This window comes from Rhizobium sp. CIAT894, from assembly GCF_000172795.2.
GTDB lineage: Bacteria > Pseudomonadota > Alphaproteobacteria > Rhizobiales > Rhizobiaceae > Rhizobium.
Genome location: NZ_CP020947.1, coordinates 2,682,664 through 2,701,368, shown reverse-complemented (window position 1 = coordinate 2,701,368; position 18,705 = coordinate 2,682,664). Strand labels below are relative to the sequence as shown.

16 protein-coding genes, 2 pseudogenes and 1 riboswitch are annotated in these 18,705 nt (G+C 62.6%); of the genes and pseudogenes, 16 read left to right on the top strand and 2 right to left on the bottom strand.

What is annotated here, in order from left to right; translation table 11 throughout:
- The first annotated feature begins 289 nt into the window (after positions 1-289).
- Positions 290-2,000: pseudogene (ilvB, locus tag RHEC894_RS13445) on the top strand (biosynthetic-type acetolactate synthase large subunit).
- A 108-nt stretch (positions 2,001-2,108) separates the two neighbouring features.
- On the opposite strand, the gene RHEC894_RS13440 reads toward ilvB, so the two are convergent.
- Positions 2,109-2,522 carry a hypothetical protein gene (locus tag RHEC894_RS13440; RefSeq protein WP_085737633.1) on the bottom strand — a complete coding sequence of 138 codons (414 nt, stop codon included), beginning with the start codon at positions 2,520-2,522 and terminating at the stop codon, positions 2,109-2,111.
- 418 nt (positions 2,523-2,940) lie between these two features.
- Here RHEC894_RS13440 and blh point away from each other — a divergent pair, with 418 nt between their 5' ends.
- The 5 genes from blh to RHEC894_RS13415 all read left to right on the top strand — a co-directional run bounded on the left by blh (position 2,941) and on the right by RHEC894_RS13415 (position 8,362).
- Positions 2,941-4,221 carry a bifunctional sulfur transferase/dioxygenase Blh gene (gene blh / locus RHEC894_RS13435; RefSeq protein WP_085738973.1) on the top strand — a complete coding sequence of 427 codons (1,281 nt, stop codon included), beginning with the start codon at positions 2,941-2,943 and terminating at the stop codon, positions 4,219-4,221.
- 261 nt (positions 4,222-4,482) lie between these two features.
- A riboswitch (cobalamin riboswitch) is annotated at positions 4,483-4,739 on the top strand.
- Positions 4,740-4,912: 173 nt separating this feature from the next.
- Positions 4,913-5,929, top strand: coding sequence for an ABC transporter substrate-binding protein (locus RHEC894_RS13430; RefSeq protein ID WP_085737632.1), 1,017 nt, complete (start codon positions 4,913-4,915; stop codon positions 5,927-5,929).
- Positions 5,930-5,934: 5 nt separating this feature from the next.
- Positions 5,935-6,966 (top strand): iron ABC transporter permease, encoded by a 1,032-nt coding sequence (locus RHEC894_RS13425; protein ID WP_206427860.1) that lies wholly within the window; start codon positions 5,935-5,937, stop codon positions 6,964-6,966.
- Positions 6,963-7,727 carry an ABC transporter ATP-binding protein gene (locus RHEC894_RS13420; protein ID WP_085737630.1) on the top strand — a complete coding sequence of 255 codons (765 nt, stop codon included), beginning with the start codon at positions 6,963-6,965 and terminating at the stop codon, positions 7,725-7,727. Before RHEC894_RS13425 ends, RHEC894_RS13420 begins: the two co-directional genes overlap by 4 nt.
- Positions 7,728-7,798: 71 nt before the next feature.
- Positions 7,799-8,362, top strand: a complete 564-nt coding sequence (locus tag RHEC894_RS13415) for a hypothetical protein (RefSeq protein WP_085737629.1) — start codon at positions 7,799-7,801, stop codon at positions 8,360-8,362.
- Positions 8,363-8,372: 10 nt separating this feature from the next.
- Here RHEC894_RS13415 and RHEC894_RS13410 read toward each other — a convergent pair.
- Positions 8,373-8,814 (bottom strand): annotated as a pseudogene (locus RHEC894_RS13410) (HIT family protein).
- 270 nt (positions 8,815-9,084) lie between these two features.
- Here RHEC894_RS13410 and RHEC894_RS13405 point away from each other — a divergent pair.
- From RHEC894_RS13405 to RHEC894_RS13360, 10 genes are all read left to right on the top strand, one after another.
- A complete protein-coding gene (locus RHEC894_RS13405) occupies positions 9,085-10,008 on the top strand; it encodes an MYG1 family protein (protein WP_085737628.1) in 924 nt (307 codons plus the stop codon).
- Positions 10,009-10,185: 177 nt separating this feature from the next.
- Entirely contained in the window at positions 10,186-10,575 is a 390-nt protein-coding gene (locus RHEC894_RS13400) for a cytochrome c family protein (protein WP_085737627.1), read from the top strand.
- Positions 10,576-10,744: 169 nt separating this feature from the next.
- Positions 10,745-11,563, top strand: coding sequence for a cytochrome c oxidase subunit II (locus tag RHEC894_RS13395; protein WP_085737626.1), 819 nt, complete (start codon positions 10,745-10,747; stop codon positions 11,561-11,563).
- A 100-nt stretch (positions 11,564-11,663) separates the two neighbouring features.
- Positions 11,664-13,433 carry a cytochrome c oxidase subunit I gene (ctaD, locus tag RHEC894_RS13390; protein WP_085737625.1) on the top strand — a complete coding sequence of 590 codons (1,770 nt, stop codon included), beginning with the start codon at positions 11,664-11,666 and terminating at the stop codon, positions 13,431-13,433.
- On the top strand, positions 13,430-14,143 hold the full coding sequence (locus RHEC894_RS13385) for a cytochrome c oxidase subunit 3 (RefSeq protein WP_085737624.1): 714 nt from the start codon (positions 13,430-13,432) through the stop codon (positions 14,141-14,143). The genes ctaD and RHEC894_RS13385 overlap by 4 nt, the downstream gene beginning before the upstream one ends.
- 11 nt (positions 14,144-14,154) lie before the next feature.
- Positions 14,155-14,874: a heme-copper oxidase subunit III family protein gene (locus RHEC894_RS13380; RefSeq protein ID WP_085737623.1), complete on the top strand. Its 720-nt coding sequence runs from the start codon at positions 14,155-14,157 to the stop codon at positions 14,872-14,874.
- Positions 14,875-14,881: 7 nt separating this feature from the next.
- Positions 14,882-15,247: a cytochrome C oxidase subunit IV family protein gene (locus tag RHEC894_RS13375; RefSeq protein ID WP_085737622.1), complete on the top strand. Its 366-nt coding sequence runs from the start codon at positions 14,882-14,884 to the stop codon at positions 15,245-15,247.
- 27 nt (positions 15,248-15,274) lie between these two features.
- A complete protein-coding gene (locus tag RHEC894_RS13370; protein ID WP_085737621.1) occupies positions 15,275-15,856 on the top strand; it encodes a dienelactone hydrolase family protein in 582 nt (193 codons plus the stop codon).
- Positions 15,857-15,942: 86 nt separating this feature from the next.
- On the top strand, positions 15,943-16,992 hold the full coding sequence (locus RHEC894_RS13365) for an AraC family transcriptional regulator (protein ID WP_206427859.1): 1,050 nt from the start codon (positions 15,943-15,945) through the stop codon (positions 16,990-16,992).
- Positions 16,993-17,447: 455 nt separating this feature from the next.
- Positions 17,448-18,644 (top strand): efflux RND transporter periplasmic adaptor subunit, encoded by a 1,197-nt coding sequence (locus tag RHEC894_RS13360; protein ID WP_085737619.1) that lies wholly within the window; start codon positions 17,448-17,450, stop codon positions 18,642-18,644.
- The last annotated feature ends 61 nt before the right edge of the window (positions 18,645-18,705 follow it).

Genomic DNA, 18,705 nt, shown 5'->3' with positions numbered 1-18,705 from the left:
GATATTCAATTGATGCAATTTATTAGCGAGTATTGACGGCGGCCCTGTTTGCATTTAGCTATGCTGCCATGAAAATCGCAATGGTTCTGGCAGTGGTGATAGGGCGCATGGGCAGGGTGGTGTAACCATCCGGCGAAGGCACCCATGCGCGGTAAGCAGGCTCCCGACGGGGCCTTTTTTTATGCCCTGCATCCGGGCGACGCCTCGTCGGACTTTCCCCACATCATCACACCGATCAAGGAACGGAACCATGAGATCCCGTCATTCCATCGACACCCCGCGCGCGCAGATGACCGGCGCGGAAATCGTTCTTCAGGCGCTGAGAGACAACGGCGTCCAGCATATTTTCGGCTATCCCGGCGCTGCCGTTCTGCCGATTTACGACGAGCTTTTCCAGCAGGAAGCCATCAGGCACATTCTGGTTCGCCACGAGCAGGGCGCCGGCCATGCCGCTGAGGGTTATGCCCGCTCGACGGGCAAGGTCGGCGTCATGCTGGTCACCTCGGGTCCCGGCGTCACCAACGCGATCACGCCGCTTCAGGATGCCTTGATGGATTCCATCCCGCTGGTCTGCCTGTCCGGCCAGGTGCCGACGGCGTTGATCGGCTCCGATGCTTTTCAGGAATGCGATACCGTCGGCATCACCCGAGCCTGCACGAAACACAATCGGTTGGTCGGCGACGTCAATGACCTTGCAGCCACCATCCACGAGGCCTTTCGCATTGCCAGATCCGGGCGGCCCGGCCCCGTTCTGGTCGACATGCCCAAGGACGTGCTGTTTGCGAGCGGCACCTACACGCCGCCGGAGGCCGTCGCCTCGAGAACGAGCGATCAGCCCGACCGTCGCGGCGGCATCGGGGAGATCGAGGCTGCCGTCGCTCTGATGGCGACAGCGCGCCGGCCGATCATTTGCGTCGGCGGCGGCGTCATCAATTCCGGCCCTGAAGCGGTAAAGCTGCTGCGCGAGCTGGTCGATCTCACGGGCTTTCCCGTCACGTCGACGCTGATGGGGCTCGGCGCCTATCCGGCTTCCAGCCCGAACTGGCTGAAGATGACCGGGCTTCACGGCTCCTATGAGGCGAATATGGCGATGCACGACTGCGACCTCATGCTCTGCATCGGGGCGCGCTTCCACGGCGGGCTCACCTCCAGCGTCGATGGTTTCTCACCGAATTCCCGGAGGATTCATATCGATATCGATGCTTCCTCGCTCAACAAGACCGTGCGCGCCGATATCGCCATCCGGGGCGACGCCGCCAATGTGCTTGCCGACCTCGTTCGTCTGTGGCGGGGGCTGCCGCAGGCGCCGGACCGGGCGAGACTGACCGAGTGGCGGAACACGATTGCGGGCTGGCGGGCACGGCGATCGTTTACCTACGCGATGCGTGACGACGTCATCATGCCGCAATATGCCATCGAGCGGCTTTATGAACTGACCAAGGATCGGGATACTTACATCACAACCGAGGTCGGTCAGCATTGCTGGGCGGCGCAATATTACGACTTCGAGCAGCCGAACCGCTGGATGACATCGGGGGGCCTCGGGACCATGGGATACGGGTTGCCCGCCGCTCTCGGCGTGCAGATCGCCAATCCCGACAGCCTCGTCATCGACATAGCGGGCGATGACTCGGTGCAGGCGACGATGAAGGAAATGTCGGCCGCCGTGCAGCACAAGGCGCCGATCAAGATCTTCATTCTCAACAGCGGCTATCCGGGAGCGGGGCAGCGGCAGCATGGAAACCCGGATTTCGTGAAGCTTGCCGAAGCCTATGGCGGACACGGGATTCGCTGCGAGAAACCCGCCGAACTCGACGATGCGATCCTGGAGATGATCGAGGTGGATCTGCCTGTTCTGTTCGACTGCCGCGTCGCAGAACTCGCCGCGCCTGCCGACGATCGGGGCGGGCAGGGCGTATCATAATATGTTGCTGCCCGGCGAGGTTGGCGACGCGCTGGTTGCCGCGTCAGCCGATGTTGGCGGAGAGAGTCGCGTCTAGCGACTTTGGAGCACGGTTTGAAATGTCAGTCGCAGTAGTGGATTCTGCGACTGACATCGAGCCATCAGGCCTCCGGCTTTAGGGAGAGGTTTTCAGCGCTCGGTCCGGCTATTTGATGACGTTTACGTTCATCACGGTCTCCTGGATCTTCCCGTACCCGTAGGGCGATCTCAGAACGAACCTGTCACTGCCGATGTAGCCTGGCTCCGGTGTATAATATCCAACCACGCCTCCAACCTTAACCGTCCGGCATTTCGCCAGCTTTCCGGTTGCGCCGGGAAATACCGGTTCGTGGACAATCTGGAGACGGCCATGCTTGGGCTGTTCCAAGATATGCGTCGCCGGATAATCGGCGTGGCTGCAATCGTCATTGATATGCCAGGTCTGGCCTATTTTTGTCTTTTCACCACTGAGCGCTGTTATCGATTTGGACTTTTGCCTGAAGCTGTCGGAGGTTGTGGTGCAGTTCGAAAGAGAAATTGCTGCGGTTGCCAATAGCAAGTATGAAAAAATGCTTTTCACTATAAATCCTCAACTTTTGCTTGAATGAATATTGGATTTTTCTGAGGAGTCAATCAGGGTGCGAAACCGAATCCTCAATCGGGGCCACCCTCGTTCTTCGAGGCCCCTCCGAGGCACCTCAAGATGAGGGCGGAGAGGGCGCGGCTTGTGTCACCGGCAGATTCTGCGGTGTGCCAACGACCCGACTCAAAGGCCGAAGCTTCGAAGGACGGAGGGGTGCCGCGACGCTGTCGTGTTGACCGGGGAGCCAGGCCGGGCGGGAGTTTGGGAAGCGTCTCTCGCCGGCACGATCTGGCTTGCCCAGCGGTCGGTAAGCGCGGGCATGCCAAGCGTTCTATTCTTGCGCTCGGCAATATACTTGTGAGATTGTGACGATATACATGCGATAATGCCTGACCAAGGCAGCGCGGGGGCTTCGATGACATCCGTGAGGGTCAATGAGCTGATATCGGTCGCGGGGCAGCCCGATGCCGCCGGTTTTGCCGCTTTTGCAGCAGACGGCTTTACCGCCGTCATCAATGACCGGCCGGATGGCGAGGAGCCGGGGCAACCCGGCAATGCCGCGGAGAAGGCTTCCGCCGCCGCCGCCGGGCTCGCCTACAGCTTCGTGCCGGTGAAGGGGGCCGAAATCACCGAGGCCGATATCCGCGCCTTCCAGGCGGCGATGGCCGAGGCGAAGGGACCGGTCGTCGCCCATTGCAAGAGCGGCACACGGGCGCTGACGCTCTACGCGCTGGGCGAGGTGCTGGATGGGCGCATGAAGGCCGGGGATGTTCAAGCCTTCGGTCAAAACCTCGGCTTCGATCTTGCCGGCGCACGCCGCTGGCTGGAGAAGCGGGCAGGGCAGGCGCCCGCGGTGAAGGCCTTCTTCGAACCTCACACATGCAGCGTGCAATATGTCGTTTCCGATCCCGCGACGAAAGGCTGCGCCATCATCGACCCGGTGCTCGATTTCGACGAGATGTCGGGGGCGACGGGAACTTCCAACGCCGATGCCATCCTCGCTTATATCGAAAGCGAGGAACTGGCGGTCGAGTGGATTCTCGACACGCATCCGCATGCCGATCATTTCTCCGCCGCGCACTACCTCAAAGGAAAGACCGGCGCACCGACGGCGATCGGCGCCCATGTCACCGACGTCCAGGTGCTCTGGAAGGAAATCTACAACTGGCCGGCACTCGAAACCGACGGCTCGCAATGGGACCGGCTGTTTGCCGATGGCGACACTTTCGAGATCGGCGGGCTTAAAGCCCACGTGATGTTCTCGCCCGGCCATACGCTTGCCTCGGTGACCTATGTCATCGGCGACGCCGCCTTCGTGCACGACACTGTATTCACACCGGATTCCGGCACGGCGCGCACCGATTTTCCCGGCGGCAGCGCCAGCGCCCTCTGGCGCTCGATCCAGGCCATCCTGTCGCTGCCCGAGGAGACCCGGCTCTTTTCCGGCCACGACTATCAGCCTGGCGGCCGCCACCCGCGCTGGGAAAGCACGATAGCCGCCCAGAAGCGCGCCAATCCGCATATATCAGGCATCGACGAGGCCGGCTTCGTGGCGTTGCGCCAGGCGCGAGACCGTACGCTGCCGAAACCGAAGCTGATGCTGCACGCGCTGCAGGTGAATATTCGGGGAGGCAGATTGCCGGAGCCGGAGGAGAACGGCCGGCGGTATCTGAAGATCCCGCTGGATGCGTTGTAGGAACGCGGGGGAGCAGCGCTGCGGCGCGTGCTTCGAGGCTTCGCCCTTGCGGGCTGCGCACCTCAGCATGAGGGGCGTTGGCGGATGCCGCGCCCGCGATAGCTGGAACTGAGAAGGCGGCGCTAACGCTTACGAACGCCGTATCCTGAGGAGGCGAGGATGCTGGCATTGCACCGGCCAACAGCGCTCCCCGTTCCGTCGCCATTTCTCACCCACCCCAACCCTATCCCCGCAATAATCATTGACGTCGCCCAGGCCGGCGACGTAACTGGGTGTGACGGTTCCCTGAAGATGACTCCAAGGGGATTAATAGGGAACACGGTGAGGACGACCCAGTAGGGACCGAGACCGTGGCTGCCCCCGCAACTGTAAGCGGATTGTCGATCATCTCAGCTGTGGCCAGCGACCGGCCATCTCTGAAGGGCTGATAGCCCCGCCACTGCGATATATCGCGGGAAGGCGGATGAAACGACGGATATCCGCAAGCCAGGAGACCTGCCGTCAATCACGATCCAATCAACCGGGCGGGGATGCCCGGACAAGGAGCAGACATGATTGACCTTCTGAACCTTCGCCGAATTCCGGCATGCATCCGTCTCGATTGGGCCTCCTGCGGTTAGCGCACGTCTCAGCGTGCCTTCGGCCGCATGTGCGGCATAACCGTACTTTTTCCCTTCAATCGAGGTTTTTCATGCGCCAGATTCTCGCCACCATGACATTTGCCTTCGGGCTGATCGGCCTTGCGGCACCGAGCCTTGCCGCCACCCAATATCCTTTGACCATCACCAATTGCGGTCAACAAGTAACGTTCCAGAAGGCGCCGTCGAAGATCGTTTCGATCGGCCAGGGCATGACCGAAATTCTCTTCTCGCTTGGCCTTGCCGAGAAAATCACAGGCACGGCCGTCTGGGTCGGTCCGGTGCTGCCGCAATATGCCGACGCCAACAGCAAGATAAAGCGTCTTGCCGACAATGATCCGAGCTTCGAATCCGTCGTCGGGCAAGAGCCCGACCTGGTGGCGGCCGAGTTCGAATGGCATGTCGGCGCGCAGGGCTCGGTCGGCAAGCGCGAGCAGTTCGAGGATCTCGGCATCAACACCTATCTTTCGCCGGCTGATTGCGTCGCCAAGGTCAACACCGATGGCGGCGACGGCGTGCGCAAGGAGCTGTTCACGATGGAGCTGATCTATCGTGAAATCGCCGAACTCTCTGAAATTTTCGACGTGAAGGAGCGCGGCGATGCGCTGATCTCCGAGCTGAAGAAGCGCGAGGCCGATGCTGTGGCTTCGATATCGGGCGCAGCGGGCAAGAACCTGCCGGTCGTCTTCTGGTTCTCCAGCAAGGAGGTCAATGGCGACGCCTTCATTGCTGGCAAGAACAGCGCGCCTGCCTATATCCTGAAGACGATCGGCGCCAGGAATGTCGTCACGACCGAGGAGGAATGGCCGCTGGTCGGCTGGGAAACCATTTCCGAGGCGAACCCCGCCGTCATCGTGCTCGCCACCATGGACCGGCGCCGCTACGCCGCCGACGATCCCAAGGTGAAGATCGATTTCCTCCAGAACGATCCTGTCGTCAAGGAACTGGATGCGGTCAAGAACAAGCACTTCGTGATGATGGACGCGCAATCGATGAACCCGACGATCCGCACGATCGACGGCATCGAGACATTGGCGGAGGGCATCAAGTCCTTCGGCCTGTCGCAGTGACGGCAATGTCGGTCAGGCAGCAGGGATGGTGGGCGCTCGGCGCGCTCACCATTGCTGCCTTCCTTCTTCTCGGGCTGATGATCAGCCTTGCCGTTTCGATCGGCGAGATCGCGATCCCGCTGGCGACCACAGCGGAGGCGGTCTCCAACCGGCTGTTCGGCACGCAATTCGAACTCAGCCGTATTCACCAGGGCATCGTTTGGGATTATCGGCTGAGCCGGGCACTGGTTGCTGCCAGCGCCGGCGCGTCGCTCTCGCTCTGCGGCGCCGTGCTGCAGGCGCTGCTACGCAATCCGCTGGCCGAACCCTATGTGCTCGGCATCTCCGCCGGCGCCTCGACGGGGGCTGTCTGCGTGATGATCCTCGGCTTCGGCTACGGTGTTCTCGGCCTGTCGAGCGGCGCCTTCATCGGTGCAGTCGTCGCCTTTTTGCTGGTCGGCTTCCTGGCGACGGGGGTTGGGGGAACCGGCGAGCGCATCATCCTGTGCGGCGTCGCCGGCTCGCAGCTCTTCAATGCGCTGACCTCTTATATCGTCACGACATCGGCGAATGCCGAGCAGGCGCGCGGCATACTGTTCTGGCTTCTGGGTTCGCTCAGCGGCGTGCGCTGGCCGGATGTCTATCTCTCGGTGCCGATCGCGCTTGCCGGTTTCCTCATTTGCATGGCGCATGTCCGGGCGCTCGACGCCTTCGCCTTCGGCACGGATGCCGCCGCCTCGCTCGGCATTGCCGTGCGCCGCGTCCAGATCCTGCTGTTCGGCCTGACGGCGGCGATGACGGCAAGCGTCGTCAGCATGGTCGGCTCGATCGGGTTCGTCGGCCTGGTCATTCCGCATGCCGCCCGCTTCCTCGTCGGACCGGGGCATCGGCGGCTGCTGCCGGCAACGGCGCTCGGCGGCGCGATCTATATGGTCGGCGCCGATATCGTCTCTCGCATCATCATCCCGCAGCAGGTGCTGCCGATCGGCGTCGTCACCGCGCTCTTCGGCGCGCCGGCCTTCGCCGTCATCCTCTATCGCGTGCGGAGGAGCGCATGAGCATTACGATCGACGCGGTGAGTTTTGCCGCCGGCGACACGGTCATCGTCAATGGCGTCAGCCTGACGGTGGCAAAGGGCAGGGTGCTCGGCCTGCTCGGGCCGAACGGCTCCGGCAAATCGAGCCTGCTGCGGCTGATCTGCCGCCTGCGCAAGGTCCGCAGCGGCGTCATCCGGCTGGGCGAAGACGATATCGCTTCGCTGTCGCGCGCAGCCCTTGCGCGGCGCATCGCCTTCGTGGAGCAGCAATCGACGACCGAGACGCAGCTGACGGTGCGCGACGTGGTGCGGCTCGGCCGCACGCCCCATCGCGGACTGCTCTCGCCCTGGGGCGAGCAGGACGATGCCGCGGTCGACGAGGCCTTGTTGCGGGTCGACATGCGGGAGCGGGCGGGTCAGCTCTGGCAGACGCTGTCGGGCGGCGAGCGCCAACGTGTCCATATCGCGCGCTCGCTGGCGCAGGCGCCGGGTGAACTGCTGCTCGACGAGCCGACCAATCATCTCGATATCCAGCACCAGCTCGACATCCTCCGGTTGATCTCGAAGCTCGGCATCACCTGCATCGTCGCGCTGCACGATCTCAACCTGGCGGCAATGTTCTGCGACAGCCTGGCGGTGCTTCAGAAGGGCGAGGTCGTCGCCTCGGGCGCGCCGGAGAATGTGCTGACGGAGGATCTGATCGGCCAGGTTTTCGGCGTTCGCGCCCATGTCCAGAAATCGGCCGTGCATGGACGGCACCACATCCAATACGTCCTGGATTGAGGAATGGCCTTTTTCCCGGACTGGCGTATGATTTCCGAGGGCGCTTGCGCCCGGTCGAACGGAGTTTCGAGATGCTTGAACGAAATCAGTTTCCCCTGCGCCCCGTCGTCCCCGGCTTCGCTGTCGCCTGGGTCGCCATCATTTCAGGCGCGAGCGTCGCTCTCAGCCTGATTTTTGCCTGCGTCACGCCCTTCGTGGCCTTGGCGGCGGTATCGGCGGTCATTCTTCCCCGGCGGATGGCGGTGACGGCGGTTCTGCTGGCCTGGCTCGCCAACCAGATGGTCGGATATCTCGTGCTCGGCTATCCCCAGACTTGGGACAGCTATGCCTGGGGTCTGGCGATCGGTATTGCCGCATTCGCCTCCCTGGCGGCAGCGCTCGGCGTGCTTCGTCTTGCGGCCGGCCTGACCGTCACCGCGGCCGGCGCCTTCCTGGCCGGCTTCGTTGCCTATGAAGGCGTGCTCTTTGCCGTAACGGCGGTGCTTCCGTCAGGCGAGGGCGCATTTTCGGCGTCGGTCGTGGTGAATGTCCTGCTGATCAATTCTCTGGCCGCGATCGGCCTGGTCTGCCTTCACGCCGGCGCGGCGGCCGGCCGTGCGTTCGTTGCAAGACAGCCGGGACCGGCGCTGCCTTAGGCACAAAGACCTAAGGCGCCGGAAACCGCATCACCTCCCGCAACAACGCAATGACCTCTGAGACTGACGGCCCTCTGACCGATGGCGGCACTGCGCGTTCACAAAATTCGCGCCAGACGAACAGCGTCAGTTCCGCGCCGTCCGTTGCGGTGTCTCCCGGTCCTTCTGCAAAATTCCCAAGCAGGCGATATCGGCTGTCCTTCCAGATAACCGGGCGTGTGCCCGTATCGGCCGATATAGACGCGCTGAGCGTTCAAGTCTCGTTTCAGCGCGCTCTGAGCCCTTGCGAGCAAAGGGCCGAATTCGCTCAACGCCTTTTCGGACAAATCCGAGAGATCGGTCGTGTCGATCTTGGAGCCGATCATGAGATAGCCGGGAAGGGCTGAGTTCACACGGTGGTTCACAAGCCATCCCGCGGTCTCGGCGACATGAAAGTGCTGGGGAATCTGCAAGCGCCGCCTCTTTCGCTTTCGCAAATGAACATTTTGATGCCGGAGAATAAGCCCTTCTGCGAGGGCTGCAACGGCGATCCGGGAGATCGACCCCGACTCGCTCTCGGCTTCGCGGTGCTTGCTCGCAAGCCCAACGAGCACGTATGGGTGGCGAGCGGCAAGGCGCGGAAGTGAAATGCGCCATGCATGGGTTGAGATCGTCGCCGGCAACGGCTATCTGGTTCCGACCTGCAAGCGGACCCTCCGCGAACGACAAGGCGTACAGCTCCCATGATCCCTGATTTCCTCGTCACCCATTCCGGTGGCTTCCATGCCGATGAATTGCTGTCGAGCGTTATCCTGACCCGGCTTTTCCCGCAGGCGCGCATCGTTCGCAGCCGGGCGCCGGAATGGATCACGCCAGGCCAAGACCGGATCATCTACGATGTCGGCGGCGCCTATGACCCTGTTCGCGGCATATTCGATCACCATCAGCGGGGCGCGCCGATGCGCGACGATGGCCAGCCCTACAGCTCGTTCGGCTTGATCTGGAAGCATTACGGCCGTGATTATCTCGCGGCCTCCGGCCTTCCCGAGGCACATGTCGAGGTGATGCACAGCTCTTTCGATGCGAGCTTCGTGCTGCCGATCGATCTGACCGACAACGGTGCGCTCAGCCCCTCGGGGCCGTTGGCGGGCTTGACACTGCCGGTGCTGCTGGAGACCCTGAAACCGGTTTTCGACGCAACGGAACCCGGGGCCGACGATCGCGCCTTCCACGCAGCACTTGCCATTGCCCGCAGTTTTGTCGAGGCAAAGATCGCCCAGAGTGCCGCAAAATTGCGGGCCGAAGCGATGGTGCATCGGGCAATCGAGGCTGCGGGGCAGGGGCGTGTTCTGGAGTTGCCGCGGGGAATGCCCTTCCGTCCCGCCATCGTCAAGGCGGGCGCCGATCACCTGCTGTTCGTCGTCCACCCGCGCGAAAAGGATTGGTGCGTGACCGGTATCCGCCGCGCCGAGGAGGGCTTCGAGCTCAGGGCCGATCTGCCGGCAGCCTGGGCCGGTCTTGCCAATGGAGAGCTTGAGGCGGTTTGCGGCGTCGAGGGCGCGAGCTTCTGCCACAACGGCCGTTTCATCGCTGCCGCCAAGACCCGCGAGGCAGCACTTGCAATGGCCGAGTTGGCGGTCGAGGAGGCGCTTTCGACCGGCGTGTAATGGCGCTATCCGCGTCTGGTCCAGCCGATATCAAATGCGTTGAGGTGGCCCCAACCGGGAAGCGATTGACTTGCATCCGCGAAGGACTAAGCTTTGGGCCATAACAACCACCACCCACACGCGAGAGATAGTGGACGGTGTGAGTGGCTGGCGACCTTGAGGAGGATGAGGTTTGCCATGGATTATCGTGTCGTTCTGCTGATTGCTGCAGTTGTGACTGCCCTTTTCCCCGCTAACGCCGGGGCGCAGGAGGGCGACGCGACGGCGGGTGCTGAAGTTTTCAAGAAATGCGCGACTTGTCATATCGCCGATTCCGATACGAACAAGGTCGGTCCGTCGCTGAACGGGGTGCTCGGCCGCAAGGCCGGGACGCATCCCGATTTCGCCTATTCGGCCTCGATGAAGGCTGCCGGCGACGGCGGTCTCGTCTGGGACGAGGCGACGCTGCGTGACTATCTCCACAATCCGAGAGTGAAGGTGAAGGGCACGAAAATGGCCTTTGTCGGCCTGAAGGACGATCAGGAGATCACCAATCTCATCGCCTATCTCAAGCAATATTCGAAATGACGGGCGATATTCCAAACGATGGGCAAGATACTCCGAATGGCGGGTCGCGGACTATGCGGCGCCTGCCTAAATCGCCGTAATTGCCGATATTTTCTATCTGTGCGATAATAAACAGGGACTTTTTGCGGAATGCGGTTTCACGGGTCAACCTGCTCGAGGAGGAGCGGAAATGGCTGTCGTGCTGATCCTCGTCCTGATTGTCGTCGGCTCCGTGCTGTTTCATGTGCTGAGCCCTTGGTGGTGGACGCCGATCGCGTCCAACTGGACCTATATCGACAGTACCCTCGTCATCACTTTCTGGATCACCGGCATCGTCTTCGTGGCGGTGGTTTCGTTCATGGCCTATTGCGTCTTCCGCTTCCGGCACAGGCCCGGCAACCGGGCGCATTATGAGCCCGAAAACCGCCGGCTGGAATTGATGCTGGCGGGGGGAACGGCCGTCGGCGTCGCGGCGATGCTGGCGCCCGGCCTCATCGTCTGGAACCAGTTCATCACGGTGCCTGCCGATGCCGCATCGGTCGAAGTCGTCAGCCAGCAATGGCTGTGGAGTTTCCGCCTCCCGGGGGCGGACGGAAAGCTCGGCCGTGCGCAGACGCGCGACGTCACTGCCGAAAACCCGCTCGGGCTTGATAAGAACGACGCAAACGGCCTCGACGACGTCATCATCGAGGGCGGCGAACTGCATCTGCCGATCGGCAAGCCGGTGCATATATTGCTGCGCTCCATCGATGTGCTGCATGATTTCTACGTGCCGGAATTCCGCGCCAAGATGGACATGATCCCCGGCATGGTCACCTATTTTTGGTTCACGCCGACGCGGACGGGCAATTTCGAGATTCTCTGCGCCGAACTCTGCGGCGTCGGCCATCCGCAAATGCGCGGCAGCGTCGTGGTTGATAACGATGCCGACTACCAGACCTGGCTCGGGCAGCAGCAGACATTCACCCAGCTGACGGCGTCATCGGGAGAGCCGCTGCCGGCAAATTGACGCGGTGCAACGGCCGGAAAGCCGTTTACCGGTTCAGGGAACCCCAGCGGTCACAGACCGCATGCCGGCTCAAGAAACCGGCGGGAAGGGAAGAGAGATCATGGTCGAGATTCCATCCGGCAGCATCCCCTCCGCAGAAGTCGAGGATGTCGAGCTTTATCATCCGCACAGCTGGTGGACGAAATATGTGTTCAGCCAGGATGCCAAGATCATTGCCGTGCAATATTCGGTGACCGCGATCTCGATCGGCCTGGTGGCGCTGGTGCTCTCCTGGCTGATGCGGATTCAGCTCGCCTTTCCCGGCAGTCTCGCCTTCATCGATGCCGATCACTATTACCAGTTCATCACCATGCACGGCATGATCATGGTGATCTATCTCCTGACCGCACTTTTCCTCGGCGGCTTCGGCAATTACCTCATTCCGCTGATGGTCGGCGCCCGCGACATGGTGTTTCCTTACGCGAACATGCTGAGCTACTGGATCTACCTGCTTGCTGTGCTGATCCTCGTCGCCGGCTTTTTCGCACCCGGCGGCCCGACGGGGGCCGGCTGGACGCTCTATCCGCCGCAATCCGTTCTCTCCGGCACACCAGGCGGCAAGGACTGGGGCATCCTGCTGATGCTCATCTCGCTGATAGTCTTCATCATCGGCTTCACCATGGGCGGGCTGAACTATGTGGTGACCGTGCTGCAAGGCCGCGCGCGGGGGATGACGCTGATGCGGATGCCGCTCACCGTCTGGGGCATCTTCACCGCGACCGTGATGGCGCTGCTTGCCTTTCCGGCACTCTTCGTCGCCTGCGTCATGATGCTCTTCGACCGCGTGCTGGGCACCAGCTTCTTCATGCCAGCCATCGTCGAAATGGGCGAGCAACTCAAACATGGCGGCGGCAGCCCGATCCTGTTCCAGCATCTGTTCTGGTTCTTCGGGCATCCGGAGGTCTATATCGTCGCGCTGCCGGCTTTCGGCATCGTTTCCGACCTGATCAGCACGCATGCGCGCAAGAACATCTTCGGCTATCGGATGATGGTCTGGGCGATCGTCATCATCGGGGGCTTGAGCTTCGTCGTTTGGGCGCACCATATGTATGTCAGCGGCATGCACCCGGCCTTCGGCTTTTTCTTCGCCACCACGACGCTGATCATTGCCATTCCGACGGCGATCAAGGTCTACAACTGGGTGCTGACGCTGTGGCGCGGCGACATCCACCTGACGCTGCCGATGCTCTTTGCGCTCGCCTTCATCGTCACCTTCGTCAATGGCGGTCTGACCGGCCTCTTCCTCGGCAATGTCGTCGTCGACGTGCCGCTGTCGGATACGATGTTCGTCGTTGCGCATTTCCACATGGTCATGGGGGTCGCGCCGATCCTCGTCATCTTCGGAGCGATCTATCATTGGTATCCGAAGGTGACGGGACGCATGCTGGACGAGACACTCGGCCATATCCACTTCTGGATCACCTTCCTCGGCACATATGCGATCTTCTTTCCGATGCATTATCTCGGCCTGCTCGGAGTGCCGCGCCGTTACTTCGAGATGGGAGAAACGGCCTTCGTTCCGCCCTCAGCCCACACGCTGAATATCTTCATCACCATCATGGCGCTTGTGGTCGGGGCCGGGCAGATGGTCTTCCTGTTCAATCTGGTCTGGAGCCTTTTGCGGGGCAGGGAGGCCGGCGGCAATCCCTGGCGGGCGACGACGCTCGAATGGCAGACGCCGCAGACACCGCCCGCACACGGCAACTGGGGCAGGGATCTGCCGGTCGTCTACCGCTGGGCCTATGACTACAGCGTGCCGGGTGCGGCCGAAGATTTCATTCCGCAGAATGTGCCGGCAAGCGATGGCGTCACTCGCGAGATTCCCACATGAGCGTCGTGCTGATCTTCCTCGCCGCCATCGCCGCCGTCATGATCTGGTGGCTGGCCGGGCAGCGGCTGACCTCGAAGCCCTGGCTGGAAACCGGCTCGGTGCAACTGCCGGATCATCATGGCACCGAGCGGGCGCCTGTGCCGGCGGTGAAGATCGGCCTCTTCGTGTTTCTCGGCGTCGTCGGCGCCGTCTTCAGCCTTGCCGTCAGCGCCTATTTCATGCGTGCGGCATCGGCGGACTGGTGGGGGATGCCGGTACCGCGGCTGCTCTGGGTGAACACCGCGGCACTGGCCTTGAGCAGCGCCGCGCTGCAATGGGCCAAACGTGAAGCACAGCACGGCCGCATGGAAAGCCTGCGGCCGGCGCTTGCGACAGGACTGGCACTTGCCGTCTTCTTTCTCGCCGGGCAGATCCAGGCATGGCGGGAACTGACGGCGGCCGGCTACGTCCTGGCCGATAATCCCGCCAACAGCTTCTTCTACATGCTCACCGGCCTGCACGGGCTGCATATTTTGGGCGGGCTTGCCGTCCTTGCGCATACGACGGTCAAGGCGTTCGCAGCCGATGTCGCGCCGGAGAGACTGCGGCTCAGCGTCGACCTATCGGCCATCTATTCGCATTTCATGCTCGCCGTCTGGCTTTTGCTCTTCGCGCTCTTTGCCGGCTGGGCGAACGATTTCGTCGATCTTTGCCGCACGTTGATAAGCTAGGGGATTTGCAGATGGCACATTCTGTCCAGACACACGGCGAGGCGGACCTCAGGCCCGCGGGCCTTCGCGGAGTCGCGGCCGATTTCAGTTCGGATCAGCGCGCCTTCAAGACCGCCTCCTGGGGCAAGGCGATGATGTGGATCTTTCTGCTCAGCGACACCTTCGTCTTCGGCTGTTTCCTGATCGCCTACATGACCGCCCGCATGTCGACGCCCGTTGCCTGGCCAAATCCGAGCGAGGTCTTCGCGCTTCATATCGGCGGCCAGGATGTGCCGCTGATCCTGATCGCGATCATGACCTTCGTGCTGATCTCCAGCAGCGGCACCATGGCGATGGCGGTCAATTTCGGCTATCGCCGCGACCGCCGCGTGACCGCGATACTGATGCTGCTGACGGCACTTCTCGGCGCAACCTTCGTCAGCATGCAGGCTTTCGAATGGACGAAGCTGATCACCGAAGGCGTGCGCCCCTGGGAGAACCCATGGGGGGCAGCCCAGTTCGGATCGACCTTCTTCATGATCACCGGCTTCCACGGCACCCATGTGACGATCGGCGTCATCTTCCTCCTCATCGTCGCGCGCAAGGTCTGGCGGGGCGATTTCGACGTGGAACGGCGCGGCTTCTTCACCAGCCGGAAAGGCCGCTACGAGGCCGTCGAGATCATGGGCCTCTACTGGCACTTCGTCGACCTGGTCTGGGTCTTCATCTTCGCGTTCTTTTATCTGTGGTGAGGTCGTCATGAGCGAGACAACGGCGCATGCCCAAAGCCAAGCGGTGCACGCACAGGCACACACCGGACAGCAGCACCCGATCCGGCTCTATCTCCTCGTCTGGGGGCTGCTCTTCGTGCTCAGCGCGGCGTCCTATATGGTCGATTATCTCGGCGTTCAGAGCTATCTGAGGTGGACGCTGATCCTGCTGTTCATGATGCTGAAGGCCGGGCTGATCGTTGCCGTCTTCATGCATATGGCCTGGGAAAGGCTGGCGCTCGTCTACGCCATCCTGCTGCCGCCGGTGCTGGTGCTGGTCTTCGTGGCGCTGATGGTATCGGAAGCGGACTATACGATCTTCACCCGGCTCGCCTTCTTTGGTACTGCGCCGTAGACAGCGATCATCGGGATAAGGTTTCGTATGGCTGAGGTCTTGTTGTTCCACCACGCTCAGGGGCTGACCCCGGGTGTGCGCGCCTTCGCCGACGCCGTGCGGGCGAACGGCCACATCGTGCACACGCCGGATCTCTTCGAGGGGCAGGTGTTTCAGAGCATCGAAGAGGGGCTTGCCTATATCGGCGGGATCGGATTCGACGATATCAGGGAGCGCGGCGTTCGCCTCGCCGACGACCTTGCTGCGGAGCTCGTCTATGCCGGCTTTTCGTTCGGCGTGATGCCGGCGCAGAAGCTGGCACAGACACGGCCCGGAGCCCGTGGCGCTCTGCTTTTTTACTCCTGCCTGCCGATCCGTGGCGAATGGGCCTTCGGACCCTGGCCGGATGGCGTCCCGGTTCAGATCCACGGTATGGACAAGGATCCGATTTTCGCAGGCGAGGGCGACATCGATGCCGCCCGTGAGATCGTCGAGGCGGTCGAGGATGCGGAGCTTTTCCTGTATCCCGGCGATCAGCACTATTTCGCCGACAGCTCGCTGCCGTCCTATGACGCGGATGCGACCGCGCTGCTGACTGCCCGCGTGCTTGCCTTCCTGGATCGCTGCTGATCCCGGCGGCCACCGACCCCACAAAATCCCCACCTAAAACGCGTCCTAAAACGTGATGGAGGTCGCGCACGGCGACGATCTCGGCAATGATGGCCGCCTACTCGCTACGATCCTGTCAGGCCATGCTGTTTATTCCGCTTCCCTTCGCCGTTGCCCTTTTGCTGCTTGTCCTCTTCGTCACTGTCCTCAGGCGCGACGAGGAGGCGGCGCCGAACCGGCCGTTTCTGGCGCTCATCCTGCTTGCCGCGCTGCAATCCGTGCTCTCCGGCCTGCGTTGGGGATATGGAGTCCAGGCCATCGGGCTGGTCGCGCCGGTGATCGCGGCGATGGTGCCGCCGCTTGCCTATGCGGGGGTTTCCCGGCTGGTGCGGACCAGCCGACGGCCGCTGCCGGCCCGGGTCGCTCTGCATGCCGTACCCGCCGCCCTCATCCTGGTGCTGATGGCTGTCTGGCGGGAGGCGATCGACATCGCTCTGGTGCTGATCTTCGTCGGTTATGCCCTCGCCATCCTGCTTCTGATGCGCCCGGGCGCCGATGCGCTGCGGCTGGCGCCTTTCGAAGGGGCGGTGCCGGCCTACCGGGCAATCATCTTTACGGCCGCTGCTCTGTGTCTCTCGGCCGCGATCGATACCTTCGTCTTCCTCGACCTCACCTCGGCCCATAGTGCGCGGGCGCTGATGCTGATCAGTCTTGGAAATCTCGCCGTCCTCGTCATCCTCGGTATCGCGGCGGCGGCCGCCAGCCGAAGCCGGGCGCCGGCTGAAACGGCAGAGTTGGTCCCGAAGCCAGAGACGACCGAGGACAAGGAGACGATCGCCGCGATCGATGCGTTGATGCAAGCAAGGAAGCTCTATCGCGACGCCAATCTCAATCTCGACCGGCTGGCCCGCAAGGCCGGCATTCCCGCACGCCAGATCTCGGCGGCGATCAACCGGGCGATGGACAAGAACGTCTCGCAATATGTCAATGATTACCGGATCGGCGAGGCATGCCGGCTGCTTGCCGATACCGAGAAGCCGGTCACCGAGGTGATGTTCGAGGTCGGCTTTCAGACCAAGTCGAATTTCAACCGGGAGTTCAGGCGTGTGACGGATATGACGCCGCTGGCATGGCGGCAGAGGAAGGCGGAGGGGTGAGGGCAGTCCGATCTTAACGGTCGCTGTGCGTTTCGGAAAATACTTCGCCGCCTCGCTCTATAGTAAGGCAATTCGTGCCCTCTCTCCGCCCTCATGCTGAGGTGCCCCGCAGGGGCCTCGAAGGACGAGGCCGGCCACTGGTATTCCTCCGCCAATTGATGCGGGCCGCAGCGCTCATCACCCGCCCCCGTCCTTCGAGGCTCCGGCCTCCGGCCTGCGCAACGTACAAGGATGAGGGCTGATCGGTGTGCCGTGCCGCCGAGGCACGCAGCGAGCCAAGCCCCAACTTCCCTTCGTGCAGTTTCTGTGGGGGCATCAAAAGATTATCGTAAAACCGCTGCACACTTTTGTGCGACATGCTCTGATATGGCTTACACCAGTCCTCGATCGCGATCGAGTACCGCCTGAAACATGTTCGAGGTCGCGGTTTTGGCGCCGGCGGCCATGCTGCCGGCATGAACACGACATCAGAACACGACCGAGACCTTGCCGCCAAGCTGAGATCGCTTTCGATCGAGCCTGCGGCCTTGAAGACCGAACCGCCGAAGCCTCATGCCCGGCGGCGCGTGATCCCCGCCGCGATGCTTGTCCTGGCTGTGACGGTATCGCTGGCGGGAGTACTTTTCTACCGGCCTGAGACGAGGGAGCGCATCGAGACCGCGCTTGCGGGGTTTTCGGGCGGCGATCTTGCCATATCGGATCATCGAGTGGAGGCGCCGGCCAAGGGCGGTGCTGCCGTCGAGGGAATGCAGACCCCGGCCGACGGCAGGGCGAAGAGCACGGCTGCGTCGCCCAGGGAAATCACCGGCTCCGGCTACGTCGTCGCACCCGATATCGCCACCGTCTTTTCCAAATATGAGGGCCGGATCGTCGGGGTCGAGGTGGAGGCGGGCGATAGGGTGGCGGCGGGGCAGGTGCTGGTGCGGCTCGACGATGCCGGCGCGCGTTTTTCGCTTCGGGGCGCGGAGATCGCCCGGCAATCGGCGGAGCTGGCGTTGGCGGCAAAGAACATCGAGCTTGCGCAGGCACGGTCATCGCTTGCGCGCACCGAGCGGCTGGCCGGGCGCGATACCATGTCGGCGCAGGCGCTGGAGGAGGCGAAAACGGCTGCCGACGGCGCCGAGAATGCCGCCTTGCAGGCAAGGCACGATGTCGAAAAAGCCGAACTCGAGATCGACAAGGCGCGTGAACAGGTGGAGGCGCTGACCGTGCGCGCGCCGATCTCCGGCACCGTCACCCGGATCGACGCACATATCGGCGACACGGTGCTGTCGCGCGAGGACAGCGTGCGGGAGAATGAAAGCCTGCTCGTCATCGCCGATACGGCAAGCCTGGTCATCGATGCCGATGTGGCCGAGTCCAATATCGCACTGATGCGGCCGGGCCTGTCCGGCGAGGCGGTGCTTGACGGCTTTCCAAGCCAGCCTTTTGCGGTCGAGGTGTCGAAGATCGCTCCCGTCATTTCGCGGGAAAAGGGGACGGTGACGCTTCGTCTGTCGATCTCCCGGCCACCTTCGGGCATGCGGCCCGCCATGGCGGCGCGCGTCCGGCTGGTGGTTGGGGAGGCTGCTTCCAATCCGCAGGCCGTCGGCGGCCATCAACCGCCCCCGTCCTTCGAGGCTCCGGCCCGCGGGTCAGGCAGTGCGGGATGATCCCTTGAGGCGATCCTGTGGAAACTGTGCCGCGCCACAGGGCTCTTTTCCCCAGCGGGGA

Excerpts from the sequence above, each read along its gene's own strand:
- blh (WP_085738973.1), top strand. The coding sequence starts at position 2,941 with ATGACATCCGTGAGGGTCAATGAGCTGATATCGGTCGCGGGGCAGCCC.
- RHEC894_RS13430 (WP_085737632.1), top strand. The coding sequence starts at position 4,913 with ATGCGCCAGATTCTCGCCACCATGACATTTGCCTTCGGGCTGATCGGC.
- RHEC894_RS13425 (WP_206427860.1), top strand. The coding sequence starts at position 5,935 with ATGTCGGTCAGGCAGCAGGGATGGTGGGCGCTCGGCGCGCTCACCATT.
- RHEC894_RS13420 (WP_085737630.1), top strand. The coding sequence starts at position 6,963 with ATGAGCATTACGATCGACGCGGTGAGTTTTGCCGCCGGCGACACGGTC.
- RHEC894_RS13415 (WP_085737629.1), top strand. The coding sequence starts at position 7,799 with ATGCTTGAACGAAATCAGTTTCCCCTGCGCCCCGTCGTCCCCGGCTTC.
- RHEC894_RS13405 (WP_085737628.1), top strand. The coding sequence starts at position 9,085 with ATGATCCCTGATTTCCTCGTCACCCATTCCGGTGGCTTCCATGCCGAT.
- RHEC894_RS13400 (WP_085737627.1), top strand. The coding sequence starts at position 10,186 with ATGGATTATCGTGTCGTTCTGCTGATTGCTGCAGTTGTGACTGCCCTT.
- RHEC894_RS13395 (WP_085737626.1), top strand. The coding sequence starts at position 10,745 with ATGGCTGTCGTGCTGATCCTCGTCCTGATTGTCGTCGGCTCCGTGCTG.
- ctaD (WP_085737625.1), top strand. The coding sequence starts at position 11,664 with ATGGTCGAGATTCCATCCGGCAGCATCCCCTCCGCAGAAGTCGAGGAT.
- RHEC894_RS13385 (WP_085737624.1), top strand. The coding sequence starts at position 13,430 with ATGAGCGTCGTGCTGATCTTCCTCGCCGCCATCGCCGCCGTCATGATC.
- RHEC894_RS13380 (WP_085737623.1), top strand. The coding sequence starts at position 14,155 with ATGGCACATTCTGTCCAGACACACGGCGAGGCGGACCTCAGGCCCGCG.
- RHEC894_RS13375 (WP_085737622.1), top strand. The coding sequence starts at position 14,882 with ATGAGCGAGACAACGGCGCATGCCCAAAGCCAAGCGGTGCACGCACAG.
- RHEC894_RS13370 (WP_085737621.1), top strand. The coding sequence starts at position 15,275 with ATGGCTGAGGTCTTGTTGTTCCACCACGCTCAGGGGCTGACCCCGGGT.
- RHEC894_RS13365 (WP_206427859.1), top strand. The coding sequence starts at position 15,943 with ATGATGGCCGCCTACTCGCTACGATCCTGTCAGGCCATGCTGTTTATT.
- RHEC894_RS13360 (WP_085737619.1), top strand. The coding sequence starts at position 17,448 with ATGAACACGACATCAGAACACGACCGAGACCTTGCCGCCAAGCTGAGA.